We start from the raw sequence: 20,974 nt of genomic DNA on the forward strand, positions 1-20,974 counted from the left end.
ATAAGAGAAGCTATCATCTCTTCATCCGGATGAAAAGAATTTCCTCACGGAAGGGCAACGCGGGACCGGGCTGATCGGGCGCCTGCGGCGTACAATCGCGACATGGAAATCTTCAAAGTCTTCATGCTTGAGGCGGCGCACCGCCTCCCCAACGTGCCGCCGGGGCACAAATGCGCGCGCCTGCACGGCCACTCCTTCCGGGTGGAACTGAAGGTGGAGGGCGAGCCGGGTGCGCAGACCGGCTGGATCATGGATTTCGGCGACGTGAAGGCGGCGTTCCAGCCGATCTACGACCGCCTGGACCATCACTACCTCAATGACATCCCCGGCCTGGAGAACCCGACCAGCGAGAATCTGGCGGTGTGGATCTGGAACGAGCTCAAGCCCACCCTGCCGGCATTGAGCGAGATCACCGTGCACGAAACCTGCACCTCGGGCTGCCGCTACCGCGGCCCTGCTGCCTGATCAACCCATTGATCTGAAAGGAATCCAGGCGCCGGAAACGGCGCCTTCATGATTTTTGTTGCAATGCCGCATGATCGGCGTATGCTGCATTGCATCAACGCAAATGCACGGCGGATGCGACTGGCAACAGCCACTGGCGCTACGCCCACGCTCATTGCATGGGTCCCTCCCCCCATGCAATCCGGACCCGGCAGATCCCTCCCTCTGCCGGGTCTTTTTTTGCCTGGCGTCTGGCTGGAGCGCGTCTTCGTCCGGGTCTCTGCGAGCTGAAGGGCCCCCGTCGGGGCAGGTAGGGGCCTGGGCAAATGTCCCCCGGCGCCGGCCGTTGGCCGCCACCTCCTCCTTTACTTTGCCCAGACCCCTACCCGCCCCGACGAGGCTCGGCTTGCGGCGCGCAGATGCAGCGCTCGCGACGGCCCTTCAATGAGACGCCGACGAGCTCCGGACGCAGGGCGGAGGCCCTTGCGTGCGAAGTAAAGGGGGAGGTGACGGCCACAGGCCGGCGCCGGAGGACATTCGCACGCAAGGGCCTCCGCCCTGCGCCGCGCAGAATGAGTTCGTCGCGCAAGGAATACTCAGCGCCCGCGATTCCCGTGCCAATGCTGGTACCACGCCTGGAACATCAACACGTTCCACAGGTGCGTATGCCATTTGCGCTCGCCGCGCAGGAACGCCTCCCAGATCGCGCGCACGCGCACCGCATCGAAGCAGCCCTGGTTGCGCAGCAGTTGCGGATCGAGCAGCGCTTCCGCCCAGTCACGCAGTGGGCCAGCCAGCCAGCGCGCCATCGGCGGGCCGAATCCACGCTTGGGACGATGGACCAGCGGCGCGGGCAGGTAGCGCGAAAGCAGATGCTTGAGGATCCGCTTGTGCTCACCGTCGTGATACTTCAGGTGCTGCGGCAGGCGCCAGGCCAGGCGCACCACCTCCATGTCCAGCAGGGGCGAGCGCGTTTCCACGCCGGCCGCCATGCCGGCGCGGTCGACCTTGGCAAGAATGCCCTCGGCCAGATCCATGCGGAAATCCAGCAGCTGGATGCGCGCTTCTGCCGGCAATGCGGTGTCCTGCTGCTGGAAGATCGTCGCCGGCTCGCGTGCGCCCAATACCACCTGGGTCGGCTGCCGCCAGCGGGTGACGCGCTGCAGGTAATGCCCCTCCACATCGTTGGCGGCCACTTCGGCCACCAGTGCCCGCCAACCGCCAAGACGCCCCCGCTCAACGTTCAAGCGGCTGCTGCCACGCCGCGCGAGATCACGCACCCAGTCCGGCAGGCCACCGCACAGGCGCGCATTGCGCAACGCGCGACCATAGCTGGGATGGCCGAAGAACAGCTCGTCGCCGCCGTCGCCGGTCAGTGCCACCGGCTTGCGCGCGCCGAGCAGCTCGCTGGCCAGCAGGGTGGGCAACTGCGAGGCATCGGCGAACGGCTCGCACCAGACCTGCGGCAAGCGCTGCAGCAGATCCAGACCCTGCCGGCTGTCCATCCTGTGCAGGTGGTGATGCACACCCAGGTGGCGTGCGACCTGCGAGGCCCATTCGCTCTCGTCGTGACCGGGATCGTCGAAACCCACCGTCCATGCTTCGATCGGCAACGCCGACTGCGCCTGCATCATCGCCACCACCAGCGACGAATCGGTGCCACCGGACAGGAACGCACCGCAGGCCACGGGTGAATGCATGCGCACGGCGATCGCCTGCTGCAGCACCACCTCCAGCTGGTCGGTGGCCTGTTCCAGGCTGGGCGCCGGCTGCAACGGCCGCTGCAGCGCGGATTGCATCGCATCGCGCGCGCACCAGTAGCGATGGCCTCCCTGCGTCGCCTGCGTTGATCCGCCGGCGGCATGGTCGTTGAGGTCCACGCGCAGCATCGCCCCGGCCACCAGCTTGTGGATGCCGCGATAGATGGTATGCGGCGCGGGCACATAGTCATGGCGCAGCAGCAGGCTCAATGCATCCTGGTCGATGCTGGGAGCGAACCCGGCGAAGGCCTGCAGCGCCTTCAACTCCGAAGCGAACAGGAACTGGCCCTGGTACCACCCGTAATACAACGGTCGTTCGCCGACCGGGTCGCGCGCCAGCCAGAGTTCATGCGCATGGCGGTCCCAGACGCTGAACGCAAACGCCCCTTCGATGTGCGACAGCGCTCGCTGCACGCCCCACTCGACGATGGCCTGCAGCAGCAGGCGCGCATCGGTGCAGCTGCGCGGCAGATCGCGCAGCTGCGACTGCAGCACCGCCCTGTTGTAGATGCGGCCATCCAGGCACAGCACGTAGCGCCCACAGCTGGAACTGAGCGGCTGCAACGGCATGTCGGTCGGCGCGCGGCAATGACCAAGGGCCAGTCCTGCGTCGGCATCGGTCCAGTAACCGATGCGACCGCGGCCGCGCTGCTGCAGCGCCCGCAGCATCGGCGCCAGCTGCTGCAGCAGCTGCTCGTCGTCGGCCGGCGGCAGCCAGGCCCCGACCACGCCGCTCATCGCTGGCCTCCATGGCAATGGCAATCAAGGGAAAGCACGGGGCAGGAGGCGGACGGCATGAGGGCGGCACGCGGATGGGGAGAGCTGCCATGCTCGGCCCCGCCGAGCGCCACGTCAGTCGTAGCGCTGTCAGCGACCGTCACCGCAGGCACGCCTTGCGTAACGTTTTGTAACGCCGCGATTGCTACGCTGCAGCCAAGTCGTTGCCCGGTCTGAGGCCCGGCCCGTGCGCCAGCAACCCCGGCTGAATGGCGCCCGCCTCCGGGACCCGGGCGGCCCGACAGCTGGGATAGCATCGCCGCGCTCGTGCCACGGCGGTACGGAAGCACCCCGGAGGCCTTGTAAATGCTGGATATCGTACTGGTTGAAGACGACGCTCGGCTGGGCACGATGGTCAGCGACTACCTGCAGCGCCACGGTTACCAGGTCGCCCATGAGCGCTGCGGCCAGCGCGCGATCGCCCGGATCCTCAGCGAAAAGCCGGCGCTGGTCCTGCTCGACATCGGCCTGCCGGGCCAGGATGGTTTCGAAGTGTGTCGACAGATCCGGCCCCACTATGACGGGATCATCTGCGTGCTGAGCGCCCGTACCGACAACATCGACCAGGTGCTGGGGCTGGAACTTGGCGCCGACGACTACATCGGCAAGCCGATCGAACCGCGGGTGCTGCTGGCCCGGCTGCGTGCCCATCTGCGCCGCCACCGCCGGGTCGAGCCACGCGATGGCGCCCTGCGCTTCGGTGAACTGAGCATCGATCCGTCCACCCGCAACGTGCACCTGCAGGGTCGCCTGCTGGAGCTGACCACCGCCGAATTCGACCTGCTGTTCCTGCTGGCCGGCAACGCGGGCCAGATCCTCGACCGCGATGCGCTGCTGCGCGGCCTGCGCGGCATCGCCTTCGATGGCCTGGACCGCTCCATCGATGCGCGCATCTCGCGCCTGCGGCGCAAGCTGGGCGACAACCCGGAACAGCCCGAGCGGATCAAGACCGTGCGCGGCCGTGGTTACCTGTTCAGCCGATCGGCATGGGGATGAAGCACCCATCGTCGGCCATGCGTGGCCACGCCTTCCACTTCCTGCGCTACGGCATCGGCTTCCTGGTCGCCCACCTGCTGCTGATCGTGCTCGGGTTGTGGGCCTGGGATGCGCTGCTGGAAGACCGCACCGAGGCCAGCCTGCAGGCGGAAATGCGCGGCCCGCATGCGATGCTGCAACATCGCTTCGCCGAAACGCCGCCGGCGCAGTGGCCAGCCCTCGCACAACAGCTGGACAGCGATTTCGCCTATCCGCTGCAGCTGATGCCGCTGACCGAGGCTGCCGCGATACTGCCGGCGAAACAGCGCAAGGGCTTGCTCAACGGACACGTGCAGATCGAGCTGGACAGCATGCGCAGCCTGCAGCGCGTCGGCAACAGCAGCAGTGCGCTGATCCTGGGACCGTTGGACCAGGCCCTGCCCGAGGAAGGCTGGCAGGACAGCGAGGCCTCCGGCGTGGCCATCATCCTGCTGATCCTGATGGTGGCGGTGGCGTTGCCGATGTACGTGATGGTCTACCGGCTGTGGCGCGATGTCTCGCAGCTGGCGCAGACCGCGCGACGGATGCGCGATGGCCAGCTCGACAGCCGTGCGCCGCGCGCCGGTACCGCGCTGGTGCGGCCGTTGGCCAAGGCGTTCAACCACATGGCCGAACAGCTGCAGTTGCTGCTGGAAAGCCAGCGCGTGCTGGCCCAGGCGGTGGCGCACGAAGTACGTACACCGCTGGCGCGGATGCGTTTCGGCCTGGCCGATCTGGAAGACACCGGATTGGACGACGCCCAGCGCGATGCGCTGTCCGGGCTGCGCATTGATGTGGACCGCCTGCAGCACCTGACCGACGCTGGCGTTGAATACGCCGCACTCGGCCGCTGCCATCAGCTCACCCGCCAGCGCCTGCAGCTGGCCGCGCTGGTGCGCGGGGTGGTCGACCAGTTCGCGCCACTGACGATACCGGTACAGCTGGACCTGTCACCGGCAGGGCTGGTCAACGTCAACCGGCACATGCTGGAACTGGCACTGCGCAACCTGCTGGCCAATGCGCTGCGCTATGCGCGCCGGCAGATCCGCATCGTCAGCACGCTCAACGAGGGATGGTTGTGCCTGCAGGTGGAAGACGACGGCCCCGGCATCGCCGTCGAACTGCGCAGCCAGGTGCTGCAGCCGTACGTGCGGCTGGACCAGGCCAGCCCGGGTTTCGGGCTGGGGCTCGCGCTGGTGCAGGTGGTGGCGGACAAGCATCGTGGCCACGTGGAAGTGGCCGATTCGGCGCTCGGTGGCGCCTGCATCCGGCTGCTGCTGCCGATGGAAAGCGGTGTCGCGCCACCGGCAGAAGACGTCTAGTTGGTCTCCGCATCCGCGCGTGGCAAGGCGAACACGAACAGCGCGCCCTGTTCGCTTTCGCGCAGCTCGATACGACGACCATGCAACTGCACGATGCGCTGCACGATCAGCAGGCCGAGCCCGCCGTTTTCGCCACGCTGCGCGCCCAGTGCGGCCGGTGCCTGGAACAGTTGCCCACGCAGCGTCGGCGGCACGCCAGGGCCATCGTCCTGCACGGCGACCTGCACACTGTCGGGCAGCGCCGACAGCTGCACCTGCACGCGGCCACCGTCCGGCGCATGCCGCAGCGCGTTGTCGAGCAGGTTGGTCAGCACGCGCTCCACCAGACCGAGATCGGCGCGTACCAGCGGCAGACCCGGCGGGAACTCAGCATGCAGGCGCTGCCCGCGTGCCTGCGCGGCCAGTTCGAATTTCTGCAGCACGTCCTGCAACAGTTCCGGCAGCGCGAATACTTCCCACTCCAGCCGCACTTCACCGTGCTCCAGCCGCGCCAGTTCGAACAGTGCCCGGGCAAGACGACCGACCTTGGCGCTCTGCGCCAGCGCGATACCAAGATAGCGACGGCGCTCCTGCGGCGACAGCGTGGCTTCCTTCAGCGCCAGCGTTTCCAGGTAACCGTGCAGCGAGGACAACGGCGTACGCAGGTCATGCGAGATGTTGGCCACCAGTTCGCGGCGCTGCAGGTCCTGCTGGCGCAGCTGCTGCCACTGTTCGCCCAGCCGTTGTGCCATCTGTGCATGGGCATGTTCGAGGATCTTCAGCTCATCGCGCTCGCCCGCGCGCAGCGGTACCGGTGCGGGCAGCGGCGTCGGTGCGTCGATGTCGAAGGCCTGTATGCGCCGGGTGACCTGGCGCAGTGGCCGGGTCACCCAATAGAAGGCCACCAGGCCGGCAAGCAGGCCCAGCCCGCCTATCAACAGCACCGACCACAGCGTGGTGTGCCATTGGCTGCCGGCGGCCAGGTCATCGGCCAGCATCTGCCGGTGTTCGCCCACCAGCACCACGTACACGTAGCCGGCCTGCCGCCCCTGCACCACCAGCGGCGCGACACTGAACACCTTGCGGCCATCCGTGCTGCGCGGATCGTCACCGAGGATCGGCAGCGCCGCGCCGGACAGCAGGCGCCGCAGCGGCGCCACGTCCACCTGGCTGCGCATCAGGTGGCCGCTGGGCGCATCGTGGCCGAGGATGCGGCCCTGGTCGTCCAGCAGGTACACCTCGACACTGGGGTTGACCGCCATCAGCTGGCCGAACAAAGCGCGCACCGCCGCGTCGCGCATGCCGCTGGTGTCCATCAGCTCACTGCGCTGGGCGATGTGCTCGGCCAACCCCAGCGACAGGCGCTGCACCACTTCCTGCTCATGGCGGGTATTGGTGCGCATCTGCCAGGCCAGCAGCGCCATGCAGCACGTCAGCATCAGCGCCGACATCACCAGCGCCAGTTTCTGCCACAGGTTCGGCTTGATCATGCTGCCGCCCCGGCCGGGTCGACCAGCTTGTAGCCGCGCCCCCATACCGTCAGCAGACGCCGTGGATTGCCCGGGTCGGTTTCGATCTTGCTGCGCAGGCGGTTGATGTGGGTGTTGACCGTGTGCTCGTAACCATCGTGCTGATAGCCCCAGACCTGGTTGAGCAGTTCCATCCGCGCAAAGACCTGGTCCGGGTGGCGGGCGAAGAACAGCAGCAGTTCGAACTCACGCGGTGTCAGTTCCAGTGCATTGCCATCAACGGCGGCAGTACGCGCGACCGGGTCCAGGCGCAGCCCACCAAGTTCGATCGCTCCGGCATCGATGCGCGCGTTCTGTGCCATGGCTTCGGCGCGGCGCAGCAGCGCACGCACGCGTGCCACCAGCTCCGGCATCGAGAAGGGCTTGGCCAGGTAGTCGTCCGCGCCCAGTTCCAGGCCGACGATGCGCTGGGTTTCGCTGCCACGCGCACTGATGATGATGATCGGCACATAGCGCGCCATCGCGCGTGCACGCTGGCAGACCTGCAGGCCATCCACGCCCGGCAGCATCACGTCCAGTACCAGCGCATCCCACGGGCCTTCCTGTTCGATCAGGCGCAGGCCGGCATCGCCGCTGGCGGCGTGCGCGACTTCATAGCCCTCATCACCCAGGTGCATGCGCAGCAGGTCGGCGATATGGGCATCGTCTTCAACGATCAGGACACGTTTGGCGGACATCGGCAGCTTCGGGCCAGTGGGGAGGCTGCCCGCATTGTGGCGCGGGAGCGGCGTGGATACCTCACGAAAAATTGAATCCTGCGTGAGGATTCGTTGACCGGAGGGGGCGCAGCATGGCCCCGTCGCCCCTTCCAGGAGTCCGCCATGTCCCTCACCCGCCGCCATATGCTGGGCCTGGGCGGTGCTGTCACCGCCGCCGGCCTGCTGGGCTTGGGCGCATGCAGCCGCGCTGCCCCCGCCGCTGCCGAGGCACGGCCTTCGCGACAGTTCGAGGTGACCCGCAGCGATGCCGAGTGGCGTCGGCTGCTGAGCCCGGCGCAGTACGCCGTGCTGCGCCAGCAGGCCACCGAACGCCCCTGGAGCAGCCCGCTGAACAAGGAACACCGGCAAGGTACGTTCGCCTGCGCCGGCTGCGCGTTGCCGCTGTTCTCGTCGTCCACCAAGTTCGAAAGCCACACCGGCTGGCCCAGCTTCTGGGCGCCGCTGCACAACGCCATCGGCGAGGACCGTGACACCACCTTCGGCATGTTGCGGGTGGAGGCACATTGCCGTCGTTGTGGCGGCCACCTCGGCCATGTGTTCAACGACGGCCCGCGTCCGACCGGACTGCGCTACTGCATGAACGGCGCCGCGATGGCGTTCATTCCCGGGGCTGCACAACAGGACGCCGCTGGCGGCTGGCGCGTGCCGCTGGGTTCTTCCCCCACTTCGGGAGCGTGATGATGCTGCTGTTGCTGCTTGCCTATCTCGGGGGCGTGCTGACCCTGCTCAGCCCGTGCATCCTGCCGGTGCTGCCGTTCGTGTTCGCACGCGCCGACCGTCCTTTCCTGCGCAGCACCCTGCCGCTGCTGCTGGGCATGGCGCTGACCTTCACCGTGGTTGCCAGCCTGGCGGCGGTCGGCAGCCAGTGGGTGGCGCAGGCCAACCAGATCGGCCGCTGGGTGGCACTGGTGCTGATGGCCGTGTTCGCCATCGCGCTGCTGTGGCCGACCCTGGCCGACCATCTGCTGGCGCCGTTCCAGCGCATCGGTGCGCGGCTGAGCGCGCGTGCCGACGCTGCTGATGCGGCCGGCCGTGGCGGCGCCTGGGCTTCCCTGCTGATCGGCATCGCCACCGGCCTGCTGTGGGCGCCCTGCGCCGGCCCGATTCTCGGCCTGGTGCTGACCGGCGCCGCCCTGAACGGTGCCAGCGTCGGCACCAGTTCGCTGCTGCTGGCCTACGCGCTGGGCGCAGTCACCGCGCTGGCGCTGGCGGTGTGGGTGGGCGGCCGCGTGTTCCGTGCCCTGCAGGCCCGGCTCGGGCTGGGTAATGTGGTGCGCCGGGTGCTGGGTGTGGCCGCGCTGCTGGCGGTGGTGGCGATCGGCCTGGGCTGGGACACCGGCCTGCTGACCCGTCTGTCCGCGGTCAGTACCGCACGCATCGAACAGGGCCTGCTGGATGCCGTGCCCGACGCACAACCAGCAGCACCGCCAATGATGATGATGGCGGCTGGGCAGGCAGGCGCGCCGCTGCCAGTGGAAGGCACACTGCCTTCGCTGAGCGGCGCCACCGGCTGGCTCAACAGCCCGCCGCTGACTGCTGAGCAGCTGCGCGGCAAGGTGGTGCTGATCGATTTCTGGACCTACTCCTGCATCAACTGCCTGCGTGCGATGCCGTTCGTGCACGAGTGGGCGCAGCGCTACCGCGACCATGGTTTGGTGGTGGTCGGCGTGCATACGCCGGAGTTCGCGTTCGAGCGCGACCCGCGCAACGTGATGAAGGCCGTGCAGCAGCTGAAGGTCGAGTACCCGGTCGCGCTCGACAACCAGTATTCAATCTGGCGCGCGTTCAACAACCGCTACTGGCCGGCGCACTACTTCATCGACGCGCAGGGCAACATCCGCGGCCATCAGTTCGGCGAGGGCAACTACGCGCACTCCGAACAGGTGATCCGCCGCCTGCTGGTGGAAGCCGGGCAGACCGACCTGCCCCCGCCTGCAGACCCCGCTGCGGCCGACCTGCAGGGCGTAGCCACGCAGGCCGACATGGGCAACCTGCGCTCGCCGGAAACCTACCTGGGCCACGCACGTGCCGAGCAGTTCGCCTCACCGGGCGGGCAGCGCGCCGACGCAGCATTCGGCTACACGCTGCCATCCACCCTGGCGCTGAACCAATGGGGCCTGTCCGGACAGTGGCGGGTCAACGATGAAGCGGCACAGCTGCAGCAGGCTGGCGGCCGCATCGCCTTCCAGTTCCATGCCCGGGACCTGCACTTGGTGCTGGCACCGGGCGAAGACGGAACGCCGGTGCGCTTCCGCGTGCTGCTTGATGGCAAGCCACTGCCAGCGGCCGATGCCGGCGCCGATGTGGCGGCCGATGGCACCGGCACCGTCAACGAACACCGTCTGTACCAGCTGATCCGCCAGCGCGGCACGATCGGTCCGCATCGTTTCGAGATCGAATTCCTCGACGCAGGCGTGCAGGCCTACGCCTTCACCTTCGGTTGAACCGGGAGCACATGATGAAACTCTCCTTCGAACAGGGCGTCGCCGGCCTGGTTGCCACCGCGCTGGTGGCGGGTGTACTGCTGGTGGACCGCGGTGCGGTGGCCGCAGCGGCCGAGCCCACGACGCAGGTGCAGGCGCTGCCTGCGCCCAGCGGCGATGCGGCGTTCCGCGATGACGCCAGCCACGCCAGCGTGGTCTTCGCCGGTGGGTGTTTCTGGGGCGTGCAGGGCGTGTTCCAGCACGTCAAAGGGGTGAGCAACGCGGTGTCCGGGTACATCGGAGGCAGTGCCACCGATGCCCGCTATGAGCGCGTCAGCGGTGGCCGCACCGGCCACGCCGAAGCGGTGAAGGTGGACTACGACCCGCGCCAGGTCAGCTATGGACAGCTGATGCAGGTGTTCTTCTCGGTGGTGCACGACCCGACCCAGCTCAACCGCCAGGGGCCCGATCACGGCAGCCAGTACCGCTCGGCGATCTTCGTCGATGACACGCGCCAGCAGGCAGCAAGCCGTGCCTACATCGGTCAGCTTGGCCAGGCCGGCAGCTACCGTGCGCCGATCGTTACCCAGGTGGGCAGTGGCCAGCGCTTCTACCCCGCCGAGAGCTACCACCAGAACTACATGAGCAACTTCCCGCAGGCCGCGTACATCCGCTACTACGACGCGCCCAAGCTGGCCGCGCTCGGCAAGCAGTTCCCGGCGTTGTACCGCCGCGATCCGGCGCTGGTGCCGATGCGGTGACCCCCCTCTTCTGTAGAGCCGAGCCCATGCTCGGCTGCTGTTGGCGGAAGAGCAGCCGAGCATGGGCTCAGCTCTACACACAACAAAAAAAGACGCACGGCCACAGGGCCGTGCGCTTGGGAAGTATCGACCCGGCCCCGATCAGGCCCGGCCGACAACGACATGCTAGGCTCGTCGGCATCATGGGTACAGAGCCAGATGCGGGTCGAGTCGATGGATACAGAAGACACCACCACGATGATCCCACCCCGCTACCAGCGGCTGTCGGACGAGCTGGCTGAAGCCATCCACGGCGGGCGCCTGCCGGTCGGCAGCCGGTTGCCGTCGCTGCGGCAGATGGCTTCGCAGCGCCAGCTCAGCCTGAACACCGTGATTGCGGCCTATCGCCAGCTGGAAGACGCCGGACTGGTCATTCCACGGCCGAAGGCCGGCTTCGAAGTCGCGCCGCGACTGTCGGCGCCGCAGCGATCGCTGCGCGATGCACCGTCAGCACCCACTGCGCCGTTACAGCAGGTGCTGATGGCTCGCGTGCTGGAAGCACAGCGCCGCCCCGGTGTGGTCGACCTGGCCTTTGCCGGCCCGCGCGGACGACAGTTCTACCCGGGTGCGCAGCTGGCAAGGCATACCGCACAGGTGCTGCGACATGGCCAGCAGACCGTGGAAACCTATGCCCGCCCCAACGGTTCGCAGCGCCTGCTGGCGCAGATCGTGCGGCGTGGGCCCCGGCTGGGCCTGCATACCCATGCCGAGCGCCTGCTGCTGACCCATGGCGCGATGGAGGCGCTGCAGCTGGCCCTGCGCGCGGTCACCCAGGCCGGTGATGCCGTCGGCATCGAAGCGCCCTCGTACTTCAACCTGTATCCCTTGCTGACCACGCTCGGCCTGCAGCCGATCGAACTGCCCACCCATCCGCAGCGCGGCCTGGACGTGGATGCGCTGGACGCACTGCTGGAGCACACGCCGCTGGCGGCGCTGGTGGTGATGCCGACCGTACACAACCCTCTGGGCTGCACGATGCCGATCGCCGACAAGCGACGCCTGGCCGAGCTGGTCAACGCACGCCAGCTGCCGCTGATCGAAGACGCGGTGTATGCCGAACTGCAGTTCTGCGAGCCGCCGGCACCCTTGCTGAAGGCGTTCGACCGCGATGGCTGGGTGATGGTGGTCGGCGGCTTTTCGAAGACGCTGGCACCGGACTACCGGATCGGCTGGCTCGATGGCGGACGCTTCGCCGAACGCATCGCGCTGCTCAAATTCCAGTCCACCGGCGGCGAACCGCAACTGCTCGGTGATGCGGTGGCCGCCTACCTGGAAGCAGGCAGTTACGAGCACCACCTGCATCGCATGCGCCGGTTGTACCGCGAGCAGGTCGGTCGCCTGCGGCAGCTGGTCGCCGAGCACTTCCCCGCCGGCACCTGCGCCACCGAGCCGCAGGGCGGCTTCCTGCTGTGGCTGGAGCTGCCGGGCGTGGACACCCGTGAACTGTTCGAGCGCGCTCTGGCGGAGGACATCGTGTTCATGCCGGGCCAGGTGTATTCGCGTGGCGCGCGGTACCGGCATTGCCTGCGGTTGTCGTGTTGCCAGACCCTGGACGCGCGCTTCATCGGTGCGGTGGAACGGTTGGGTGCGATCGCGCGGGCGCTGGTGGCGCGTTGATGGATCGGTAGCGCCGGGCCATGCCCGGCGGCTTCTCTGCTTACCGCGCTGCACGCTCGCCCGGCATGGCCCGGCGCTACCCTCACGCGTCGTGCAGGTACATGCTCAACGCTTCGCCACCGGCTCCCGGCAGATGCGGCAGCCGTCCCCAGCAGGGCATCGGCAGGCGCTGCTGCAAGGTCGCGAAGTTCTCATCCTGGCGCTGCATCGACGGATCGATGTGGTTGCCGATCCAACCCACGCAGTCCACGCCGCAGGCCTGCAGCGATTGCGCGGTCAACCGCGCGTGGTTCACGCAGCCCAGGCGCAGGCCGACCACCAGCACCACCGGCAGCCGCAGTGCTCGCACCAGATCAAGCTGGTCCAGCTGCGCCGACAGCGGCGCCAGCCAGCCGCCCACGCCTTCGACCACCACCACGTCGGCCTGTGCGCGCAGGCGTTCGAAGGCCGCCACGATCGGTGCCAGTTCGATGCGCACGCCATCTTCTGCCGCCGCCAGCTCCGGCGCCAACGGCTGGCGCAATGCGTAGGGGTTCAGATCGGCATAGTCCGGCACCGGCAGGCTGGCGGCCCGCAATGCCAGGGCGTCGTCGTTGCGCAGGCCCTGCCCCAGATCGTGGCTGCCGCTGGCCACTGGCTTCATGCCGACCGCGCGCAGGCCGCGCCGGCGCAGCGCGTGCAGCAGCGCGGTACTGGCGGCGGTCTTGCCGATCTCGGTATCGGTGCCGGTGACGAACAGGGCCGTCGGCAACGTGGCAGGCAGGGACATCACAGGCTCCAGCAGGGCAACAGAGCCTGCATTATCGCTGGCCCGGCACGCTTGCTAGACTGCGGCCATGTTCGCCAACGCCTCGCTCACCGGCAGCAAGCCGGAACAATACGCCCAGCTGCTCGAACAGGCCCGTGGCCTGGTCTACGGCGAGTCCGACCGCATCGCCAATGCGGCCAACCTCGCTGCACTGGTCTACCACGCCCTGCCCGACCTGAACTGGGTGGGCTTCTACCTGTATGACGGCAAGGAACTGGTGGTCGGTCCGTTCCAGGGCCTGCCGGCCTGCGTGCGCATTCCGCTGGACAAGGGCGTGTGCGGTGCGGCCGCAAGCCAGCGCGTGACCCAGCGCATCGAAGACGTGGAAGCCTTCCCCGGCCATATCGCCTGCGATGCTGCATCGCGCTCGGAGCTGGTGGTGCCGCTGGTCCGGGGTGAGGAGCTGATCGGCGTGTTTGATATCGACAGCCCGGTCGTCGGCCGCTTCGATGCTGAGGACCAGACCGGTCTGGAAGCCATCGCCCACGTGTTCGTCGGGGCGTTGGCGTGAGCGCGGTCAAGCTGCGCAACATCGGCCCGAAGAGTGCAGCATGGCTGCGCCAGGTCGGTCTGCGCAGCCGCGAGGATCTGGTCGCCATCGGTGCCGTCGGTGCCTTCGTCAAGGTCAAGCGCGCCGGCTTCAAGCCCAGCCTCAACCTGCTGTATTCGCTGGAAGGTGCGCTGCTGGATTGTCACTGGCAGGAACTGAGCGAACCACAGCGCACCGCACTGGTGCAGGACTACGAAGCACGTATCGCCGTGCATCCGCTGAAGGCCGCAGGTCCGGCATCAGGCCCGGTGCATGAGCAGCGCTTCGACGCCGAGGACGACGGCGAAGAAGGCACGGCCGAAAGCGCCGACGAGGATTGATCGGTAGCGCCGGGCCATGCCCGGCGAGCGCGCTCAGGGCTGCTGCAGCTCCAGCAGCTCACCCACCAGCCCTGCTTCACCGCGCTCGACCCACACGCGCAGGCGCGTGCCGTGGTCGATGCGCAGCGCCCAGCACAGCGACATCGGCAGGCCACATACCTGCGACAGCACCATGCGCATCGGACCGCCGTGGCTGACCACGACCGTCGGCACCGGGTCGTCGTCATCCAGCAGTCGATCCAACGCGCGTGCGATGCGTCGTTCGAAATGACCCCAGCTCTCGCCATGCGGCGGCGGAAACGCATGCGGATCCGCGTGGAAGGCGGCCAACGCGTCTTCCGGCAGGTCGAACAGCGATTGGCCATCCCAGTCGCCAAAATCCAGTTCTTCCCACTCCTCGTCCGCCTCCACGTCCAGCGCGCGCGGTGTGGCCAGTGCCATCGCCGTATGCAGCGAGCGCAGGCGCGGCGAACTGATCACCCGTTCCCACGACTGCCCGGCATAGGCGTCGACCAGCTCCTGCGGCAGGCGGGGCAGCTGCGGTGGATCGCTGCGGCCATCGAGGAACTCATCGCGACCGTTGCCGGCATGGCGGACCAGGTCGAGGATCATGCGCGTGCCCAGTACGGGCGGCGCGGGTACAGCGGAAAACAGACGGACATCGGCAACGGCACCACGATAATTCGAGCTGCATTCTAGGCGCTGGCGCAGGTCTGCTGCACCGTGCAAGTGCATTCGCGCCTGTCCAGGCGCGCAGGTTCAACGCTACGGGCCGGCCGCGATGCCGTAGACTGCGCGCACTTCCAGGTGACCTGCGGCCCTGCCGGCAGGTTGAAACGGGAAGCCGGTGACGCGTGACAACACGCCATGCCGGCGCTGCCCCCGCAACGGTAAGCACGTCAGTTCCAGGCAACCCGCCACTGTGCCGCAGGCATGGGAAGGCGCCTGGACGGTGGCCTCGGGCCACCCGGCGGCGAGCCCGGAGACCGGCCCGGAAGCCTCAGGTCGCGATGCGGTGGGCATGGCGCTGGATGTCTGTGGCGGTGGCCACGGCATCGGCGCGTGCCTGCCTGTTGTGACTCCTCCCCTTCGCTGCGCGGGCGTGCGCGGCACCTGGAGTCCCCCCGATGAAACTGCAGTCCCGAATGCTGTCCCTGGCCGTGCTGGCCGCTCTTCCTGCGCTGGCCCTGGCCGAAGATCGCGCCGCCGACCTCGATCAGGTGCTGGTCACCGCCACCCGCACGCCGATCGCCCTGCAGGACAGCATTGCGCCTGCGCAGGTGATCGACCGTGCGCAGATCGAATCCAGCCAGGCCACCTCGCTGCAGGAACTGCTGCAGGGCCGCGCCGGCATCAACCTGACCAATGCCGGTGGCCTGGGCAAACAGAGCTCGCTGTTCCTGCGTGGCACCAACTCCTCGCATACCGTGGTGCTGGTCGATGGCGTGCGCATCAACAGCGCCGACCTCGGCCTGGCGATGTACCAGGATCTGCCGCTGGCGCAGATCGAGCGCGTGGAAATCGTGCGCGGCCCGCAGTCCAGCCTGTACGGTGCCGACGCCATCGGTGGCGTGATCCAGATCTTCACCCGCCGCAACCAGGGCGACTTCGCTCCGCACTTCCAGCTGGGCGGCGGCAGCAACGGCCTGCGTGAAGCCAGTGGCGGTATCGGTGGTGGCACCGAACGCGGCTGGTTCGGCGCCGACATCGCCTACCAGCATTCGGACGGCATCGATGCCTGCCGTGGCTCGGCCACACTGTTTGCCGGCTGCTTCGCCGATGAACCCGACCGCGACGGTTACCGCAACCTGTCCAAGAGCCTGCGCGGTGGCTACAACCTGAGCGACCAGTGGACCGTGGAAGGCAGCGCCCTGCGCGCCGACGGCAAGAACCACTACGACGGCTACTACAACTACTCCGAGACCCGCCAGCAGGTACTGGCCGGCAAGGTGCGCTACACCCCGTCCGAGCAGCTGACGCTGACTGCCAACGTCGGCCGCAGCGACAACGAGTCCGACAACGTCGGTGATTTCGGTGCACGCGGCAGCGCACAGACGCACCGCGACAGCGCCTCGCTGCAGGCCGACATCGGTGTGGCCGAAGGCCAGCTGCTCAGCGCCGGCGTGGACTGGAGCGAAGACAACCTGGACGGCAGCAGCGCCGGTTACCTGGTCGACAGCCGCCGCAATACCGGCGTGTTCCTGCAGTACCAGGCGCGCTTCGGCCGTCACCAGCTGCAGGCCAGCGCGCGCAACGACGACAACCAGCAGTTCGGCAACCACGCCACCGGCAGCCTCGGCTGGGCGATGGAGCTGGGCCACGGTCTGCGCGTCAACGCCAGCTACGGCACCGCGTTCAAGGCGCCGACCTTCAGCGACCTGTACGACCCTTGGAGCGGCGTGCCGACGCTGGACCCGGAGAAGTCCAAGAGCGCCAACCTCGGCATCTCGCAGCAGGGCAAGGGCTGGCGCTGGGGCCTGGATGTGTACGAGACCCGCATCGATGACCTGATCACCTATGACGCGGCCACCTTCCGCATGCAGCAGGTCGAGAAGGCACGCATCCGCGGTGCGGAACTGACCGGTGGCGCCACCGTGGCGGGCTTCGACATCAACGCGCAGCTGAGCTTCACCGATCCGCGCAACCGCACCAGCGGCAGCGCGCAGTTCGACAACTGGCTGGCACGCCGTGCGCAGCAGACCGCGCGCCTGGACATCGACCGCCGCTTCGGCGACTTCCGCACTGGCCTGACCGTGCAGGGCGCGGGCAAGCGCTACGACGATGCCGCCAACGCGGTGAAGGTCGGCGGCTACGCCACGCTGGATCTGCGCGCCGAGTACGCGCTGACCCCGGCATGGTCGGTGCTGGCGCGGGTGGCCAATGTGTTCGACCGCGAGTACGAGACCGTGGCGTGGTTCAACCAGCCCGGCCGCGAGTACCAGCTGAGCGTGCGTTACCAACCGAAGTGAAAAGAGGCGCCGGGCATTGCCCGGCGCCCCCTGATGCCATCGACGCATGGCGTCGATCTACTTGTAGAGCCGAGCCCATGCTCGGCTCAGGCATCGAAGCAGCCGAGCGCAGGCTCGGCTCTACACCGGAACGCCTGCAGCCAGGCCCGGCAGTTCGCGCAGGTCGTCGATCACCGCAACTGCGTGCGCGTTGTCGAGGTCCAGTCCGCGCGGATAGCCGTAACGCACCAGCGCGATCGGCATGCCGGCGTCTTCGGCGGCGCGGTAATCGGTAAGCGAATCGCCCACCATCAGGCACGCATCGACGGGCAGCTCGAAATGCGCGGCGATATGCCGCAACGGCTCGCCGCTGGGCTTGCGCTGCGGCAGCGAATCACCGCCCAGCACCAGCGCGAAAGCCTCGGCGATGCCCAGGTGCTGCAGCAACGGCGGCACCAGCGCGGCCGGCTTGTTGGTGCAGATGGCCAGCGGTACGTTCAACGCGCGCAACTGCGCCAGCGCTTCGACCACGCCATCGAACAGCTGCGGGCTGCGCAGCAGGCATTCGCGGTAGTGGACCATGAACGTGGGCATCACCGCTGCCAGATCGATGTCGCGCCCGGCAGCCTGCACGGCCTGTTCGACCAGCCGGCGCACGCCGTCGCCGATCCAGCCCAGCACGGTGGCTTCGGGTACGCGCGCCAGGCCGATGTCTTCCAGCGTGCGGTTCAGCGCTTCGGCGATATCGGCGGCGCTGTCGACCAGCGTGCCATCGAGGTCGAATACGACCAGCGGATAGGGATACGACAAGGGACGGCTCACTCGTGCAACGTGGGGCCGTCCATTGTACGCCCGCGCTTTCAGCCGATCTGGCGTGCGCGGCTGGCCTGGCGGTCCCCGGCGGCACGGTTGTGGTCGATCAACGCCTGTCCATGGTTCATGTGTTCTCCTTGCCCGAAGGGCGCCAGTCCAGATCCTGGAAGGCCGGGCTCGCGAAGCATTCGGCGAGGAAGTCCAGGAATCGCCGCATGATAGCGGGCTGCTGTCGACGCGACGCGTACACCGCATGGATGCCGAGCTCGTCCAGGCTGTACTCGGGCAGCAGTTCGATCAGTTCGCCACTGCGCAGCAACGGCGCGACCTGGTAGGTCGGCAACATGGCGATGCCGGCATTGGCGCGCACGGCCTCCAGCAGCAGCGATGCTTCATTGGCACTGATGTTGCCGCCCACCGCAACCGACAACGAACGCCCTTCGCGATGCAGCTGCCATAGGCTCTTGCCGACGTAGTGATGGGTCAGGCAGTTGTGCGCGGCGAGATGTTCAGGTGCAGTCGGCGTGCCACGTGCCTGCAGGTAGGCCGGCGTCGCGCACAGCACCGAGCGGCAGATCGCCAAGCGACGTGCAATCAGGCTGGGATCGATCTGCCGTGCGATGCGCACCGCCAGGTCGACGCGCTCCTCCACCAGGTTGACCGTGCGGTCGACCAGCAGCAGTTCGATGCGTGCGGCCGGATGACGCTGCACGAAGGCGGCCACTGCGCGCGCCAGATGGCTCTGCCCGAACGACACGCTGGCGGTGATGCGCAATGTGCCGTGCGGCTCAGGATCGTCGCTGGCCAGCTCGCCCTGCAGTTCCTCGCCGATTGCCAGCATCTGCCGGAAACGCGCCAGCGCGGCTTCACCGGCCCCGGTCAGGCTGACCCGCCGCGTGGTCCGGTGCAGCAGCCGCGCGCCCAGCCAGCCCTCCACCTCGGCCAGGTAGCGGCTGACCATCGCCCGCGACATGTCCAGCACCTCGGCGGCGGCGGTCAGGCTGCCGCGCTCGGCAACTTCGACGAACACGGTCATGGCGGTCAATCGGTCCATCTGCTCGATCCATGCAACAAACAAGCGCGTTATACGCTGTTTTTCGAGCGACTGCAGCGGCCTACAGTGGCCCCATTCCCCCGCCCTACCCCACGGAGTCCTGCCATGAAGATCGCCCTCGTCGGTGCCACCGGCAATATCGGCCGCCAGATCGCCCGCCACGCGCTGGCCAACGGCCACCAACTGACCGTCATCGTGCGCAGCGCGCAGGACCTGCCGGCCGAGCTGGCCGGCGCCCATCCGGTCATCGCCTCGCTGGATGACCAGGATGCCCTGGTCGCCGCCATTGCCGGCCACGATGTGCTGGCCAGCGCCTACGGCCCGCGCCCGGGCGACGACATCGGCCGCGTCGGCGAGGTTGCCGCACAGCTGGCCGACGCCGCCCGCAAGGCCAACGTGCCGCGCTTGGTGGTGGTCGGTGGCGCCGGCAGCCTGGAAGTCGCCCCCGGCGTGCAGCTGGTCGACACTCCCACCTTCCCGGAGGCCTACAAGCCCTACGCGCTGGCCCACCGTGAAGCCTTCAACCGCCTGCAGGCAGTGGATGACCTGGACTGGACCTTCTTCTCGCCGGCGGCCGAAATCGGCCCGGGTGAAGAGCGTGGGCAGTATCGTGTGCAGCCCAAGGCCTTCCTCGCCGATGCCAGCGGCCACAGCCGTATCAGCTACGCCGACTACGGCGCCGCGTTCGTCGCCGAACTGGAAGCGCGCAAGTACCCCAAGCAGATCATCACGGCGGCGTACTGATCGACACGCTTGTTCTGTAGATCCGAAGGCAACGGCAGGAGCCGTTGCCAACGTCGCTTGCGACGGCCCGTAGGGGGCCGGGCAAGGACGCCCGGCATAGCCCACGCTCGACTCAACGCAAAAAACATGCAGCCGAGCATGGCTCGGCTCTACACGAGGACTTCCCCATGCGTATCGCTGCCCTGCTGCTTCCCCTCGCGCTGGCTGCCAGCTTCGCCAGCACCCCGCTGCTGGCCGAACCGGCCGCCCCTGCGCCTGCCAGCGCCGCGAAATCCCAGCTGCGCCTGCAGACCTTCCATCCCGGCCCACAGGCGATGTTCTCGGTGTCCTCGGTGCTGATCGAAGGGCGCAACGATGCGATCCTGGTCAACGCGCAGTTCGCTGCCGGCGATGCGCGCCGGCTGGTCGAGCAGATCCGCGCCAGCGGCAAGCAGCTGACCACCATCTACATCAGCCATGGCGATCCGGACTATTACTTCGGCCTGGCCACCGTGCAGGACGCGTTCCCGCAGGCGCGCATCGTCGCCACCGCGCAGACCGTAGCGCATATCCGTGAATCCCAGGCCGGCAAGCTGGCGTACTGGGGGCCGAAGATGGGCGCCGACGTTCCCGCACGCATCGTGGTGCCAGCCGTACTGGAAGGCGATGCGCTGCAACTGGAAGGCCAGCGCCTGCCGCTGATCGGCCTGGATGGCCCGACGCCGGACCGCAGCGTGCTGTGGGTGCCGTCGCTGCGCGCGATCGTCGGGGGCATTCCGGTGGTGGCCGGCGAGCATGTGTGGATGGCCGACACGCAGACGCCGCAGTCGCATGCCGATTGGCTGCGCACGCTGCAGCAGCTGCAGGCGTTGAAGCCGAAGGTGGTGGTGCCCGGTCACTACGCAGAGGGCGCGGCACTGGATGCCAGTGCGCTGCGCTTCACGGCGGAGTACATCCGTGCCTTCGATGTTGAAACAGCCAAGGCCAAGGACAGTGCGGCGTTGGTGAAGGCGATGCAGGTGCGCTATCCGAAGCTGGCGGGCGTGGCGTCGCTGGAGTTGAGTGCGAAGGTGGCCAAGGGCGAGATGCAGTGGCCGTAAGGTAGGGGTTTTCTTTTGCAGGGCTGCGCCCTGCACCTGCCGAATCGACGGCAACGGCAACGGCAACGGCAACGGCAACGGCAAAAGCGGGCATTCCGTGGGTTGGCGGGGTGGGTCCGGTTGCGGGGGACGCCGTAAACCCATCCATGAAGTGACCCCCGGGAGTTGGACGCCAGATCCAACCCCGAGGGATACATGAACAGGTACGAAGCTCGATTCAAACTGCAGGTCGCCAAAGAAGCCTGCAAGACCTCCACGTCGGTCAAAGCCATCG

General features: G+C 67.9%; 19 protein-coding genes and 1 riboswitch. Of the genes, 12 read left to right on the forward strand and 7 right to left on the reverse strand.

What is annotated here, in order from left to right; all coding sequences use genetic code 11:
- Positions 1-102: 102 nt before the first annotated feature.
- Positions 103-465, forward strand: a complete 363-nt coding sequence (gene queD, locus GIW57_RS09675; protein ID WP_025878441.1) for a 6-carboxytetrahydropterin synthase QueD — start codon at positions 103-105, stop codon at positions 463-465.
- Between the two features lie 575 nt (positions 466-1,040).
- Here queD and asnB read toward each other — a convergent pair.
- The gene (gene asnB / locus GIW57_RS09680; protein WP_236510293.1) at positions 1,041-2,942 is read right to left on the reverse strand and encodes an asparagine synthase (glutamine-hydrolyzing); all 1,902 of its coding nucleotides are present in this window, start codon (positions 2,940-2,942) and stop codon (positions 1,041-1,043) included.
- Positions 2,943-3,287: 345 nt separating this feature from the next.
- Between asnB and GIW57_RS09685 the strand changes: the two genes are divergently transcribed.
- Together GIW57_RS09685 and GIW57_RS09690 are read left to right on the forward strand one after the other, a co-directional pair.
- Entirely contained in the window at positions 3,288-3,977 is a 690-nt protein-coding gene (locus GIW57_RS09685; protein WP_236510296.1) for a winged helix-turn-helix domain-containing protein, read from the forward strand.
- Positions 3,974-5,317 (forward strand): ATP-binding protein, encoded by a 1,344-nt coding sequence (locus GIW57_RS09690; RefSeq protein ID WP_236510298.1) that lies wholly within the window; start codon positions 3,974-3,976, stop codon positions 5,315-5,317. The genes GIW57_RS09685 and GIW57_RS09690 overlap by 4 nt, the downstream gene beginning before the upstream one ends.
- On the opposite strand, the gene GIW57_RS09695 is transcribed toward GIW57_RS09690, so the two are convergent.
- Complete coding sequence (locus GIW57_RS09695) at positions 5,314-6,786, reverse strand: HAMP domain-containing sensor histidine kinase (protein WP_100462800.1); 1,473 nt, start codon at positions 6,784-6,786, stop codon at positions 5,314-5,316. The genes GIW57_RS09690 and GIW57_RS09695 overlap by 4 nt on opposite strands.
- Complete coding sequence (locus tag GIW57_RS09700) at positions 6,783-7,502, reverse strand: response regulator transcription factor (RefSeq protein ID WP_025878436.1); 720 nt, start codon at positions 7,500-7,502, stop codon at positions 6,783-6,785. Before GIW57_RS09700 ends, GIW57_RS09695 begins: the two co-directional genes overlap by 4 nt.
- 144 nt (positions 7,503-7,646) lie before the next feature.
- Here GIW57_RS09700 and msrB point away from each other — a divergent pair, with 144 nt between their 5' ends.
- From msrB to GIW57_RS09720, 4 genes are all read left to right on the forward strand, one after another.
- Entirely contained in the window at positions 7,647-8,222 is a 576-nt protein-coding gene (gene msrB, locus GIW57_RS09705) for a peptide-methionine (R)-S-oxide reductase MsrB (protein ID WP_236510301.1), read from the forward strand.
- Positions 8,223-8,224: 2 nt separating this feature from the next.
- The gene (locus tag GIW57_RS09710; protein ID WP_236510303.1) at positions 8,225-9,988 is read left to right on the forward strand and encodes a cytochrome c biogenesis protein DipZ; all 1,764 of its coding nucleotides are present in this window, start codon (positions 8,225-8,227) and stop codon (positions 9,986-9,988) included.
- Positions 9,989-10,002: 14 nt separating this feature from the next.
- Positions 10,003-10,728 carry a peptide-methionine (S)-S-oxide reductase MsrA gene (msrA, locus tag GIW57_RS09715; RefSeq protein WP_236510307.1) on the forward strand — a complete coding sequence of 242 codons (726 nt, stop codon included), beginning with the start codon at positions 10,003-10,005 and terminating at the stop codon, positions 10,726-10,728.
- A 213-nt stretch (positions 10,729-10,941) separates the two neighbouring features.
- The gene (locus tag GIW57_RS09720) at positions 10,942-12,384 is read left to right on the forward strand and encodes a PLP-dependent aminotransferase family protein (RefSeq protein WP_236510310.1); all 1,443 of its coding nucleotides are present in this window, start codon (positions 10,942-10,944) and stop codon (positions 12,382-12,384) included.
- 82 nt (positions 12,385-12,466) lie between these two features.
- Here GIW57_RS09720 and bioD read toward each other — a convergent pair whose 3' ends face one another.
- Positions 12,467-13,153 (reverse strand): dethiobiotin synthase, encoded by a 687-nt coding sequence (gene bioD, locus GIW57_RS09725; protein ID WP_236510313.1) that lies wholly within the window; start codon positions 13,151-13,153, stop codon positions 12,467-12,469.
- Positions 13,154-13,220: 67 nt separating this feature from the next.
- Between bioD and GIW57_RS09730 the strand changes: the two genes are divergently transcribed.
- On the forward strand, positions 13,221-13,703 hold the full coding sequence (locus GIW57_RS09730; RefSeq protein WP_100462796.1) for a GAF domain-containing protein: 483 nt from the start codon (positions 13,221-13,223) through the stop codon (positions 13,701-13,703).
- Positions 13,700-14,062, forward strand: coding sequence for a TfoX/Sxy family protein (locus GIW57_RS09735; protein WP_132826048.1), 363 nt, complete (start codon positions 13,700-13,702; stop codon positions 14,060-14,062). Before GIW57_RS09730 ends, GIW57_RS09735 begins: the two co-directional genes overlap by 4 nt.
- 33 nt (positions 14,063-14,095) lie before the next feature.
- Here the strand turns inward: GIW57_RS09735 and GIW57_RS09740 are convergent, their stop codons facing one another.
- Positions 14,096-14,674 carry a histidine phosphatase family protein gene (locus GIW57_RS09740; RefSeq protein WP_100465667.1) on the reverse strand — a complete coding sequence of 193 codons (579 nt, stop codon included), beginning with the start codon at positions 14,672-14,674 and terminating at the stop codon, positions 14,096-14,098.
- A 176-nt stretch (positions 14,675-14,850) separates the two neighbouring features.
- Positions 14,851-15,072: riboswitch (cobalamin riboswitch) on the forward strand.
- Between the two features lie 117 nt (positions 15,073-15,189).
- Here GIW57_RS09740 and btuB point away from each other — a divergent pair.
- On the forward strand, positions 15,190-17,031 hold the full coding sequence (gene btuB / locus GIW57_RS09745) for a TonB-dependent vitamin B12 receptor (protein WP_100462794.1): 1,842 nt from the start codon (positions 15,190-15,192) through the stop codon (positions 17,029-17,031).
- Between the two features lie 120 nt (positions 17,032-17,151).
- On the opposite strand, the gene gph is transcribed toward btuB, so the two are convergent.
- Together gph and GIW57_RS09755 are read right to left on the reverse strand one after the other, a co-directional pair.
- On the reverse strand, positions 17,152-17,820 hold the full coding sequence (gene gph, locus GIW57_RS09750) for a phosphoglycolate phosphatase (protein WP_236510316.1): 669 nt from the start codon (positions 17,818-17,820) through the stop codon (positions 17,152-17,154).
- A 127-nt stretch (positions 17,821-17,947) separates the two neighbouring features.
- Entirely contained in the window at positions 17,948-18,877 is a 930-nt protein-coding gene (locus GIW57_RS09755; protein WP_108265056.1) for a LysR family transcriptional regulator, read from the reverse strand.
- Positions 18,878-18,982: 105 nt separating this feature from the next.
- Between GIW57_RS09755 and GIW57_RS09760 the strand changes: the two genes are divergently transcribed.
- Positions 18,983-19,621 (forward strand): NAD(P)H-binding protein, encoded by a 639-nt coding sequence (locus tag GIW57_RS09760; protein ID WP_099821588.1) that lies wholly within the window; start codon positions 18,983-18,985, stop codon positions 19,619-19,621.
- Positions 19,622-19,788: 167 nt separating this feature from the next.
- Complete coding sequence (locus tag GIW57_RS09765; RefSeq protein WP_236510319.1) at positions 19,789-20,700, forward strand: MBL fold metallo-hydrolase; 912 nt, start codon at positions 19,789-19,791, stop codon at positions 20,698-20,700.
- Positions 20,701-20,974 lie beyond the last annotated feature (274 nt).

It is taken from the genome of Stenotrophomonas sp. PA-6-5C (genome assembly GCF_021605635.1).
Taxonomy (GTDB): domain Bacteria; phylum Pseudomonadota; class Gammaproteobacteria; order Xanthomonadales; family Xanthomonadaceae; genus Stenotrophomonas; species Stenotrophomonas lactitubi.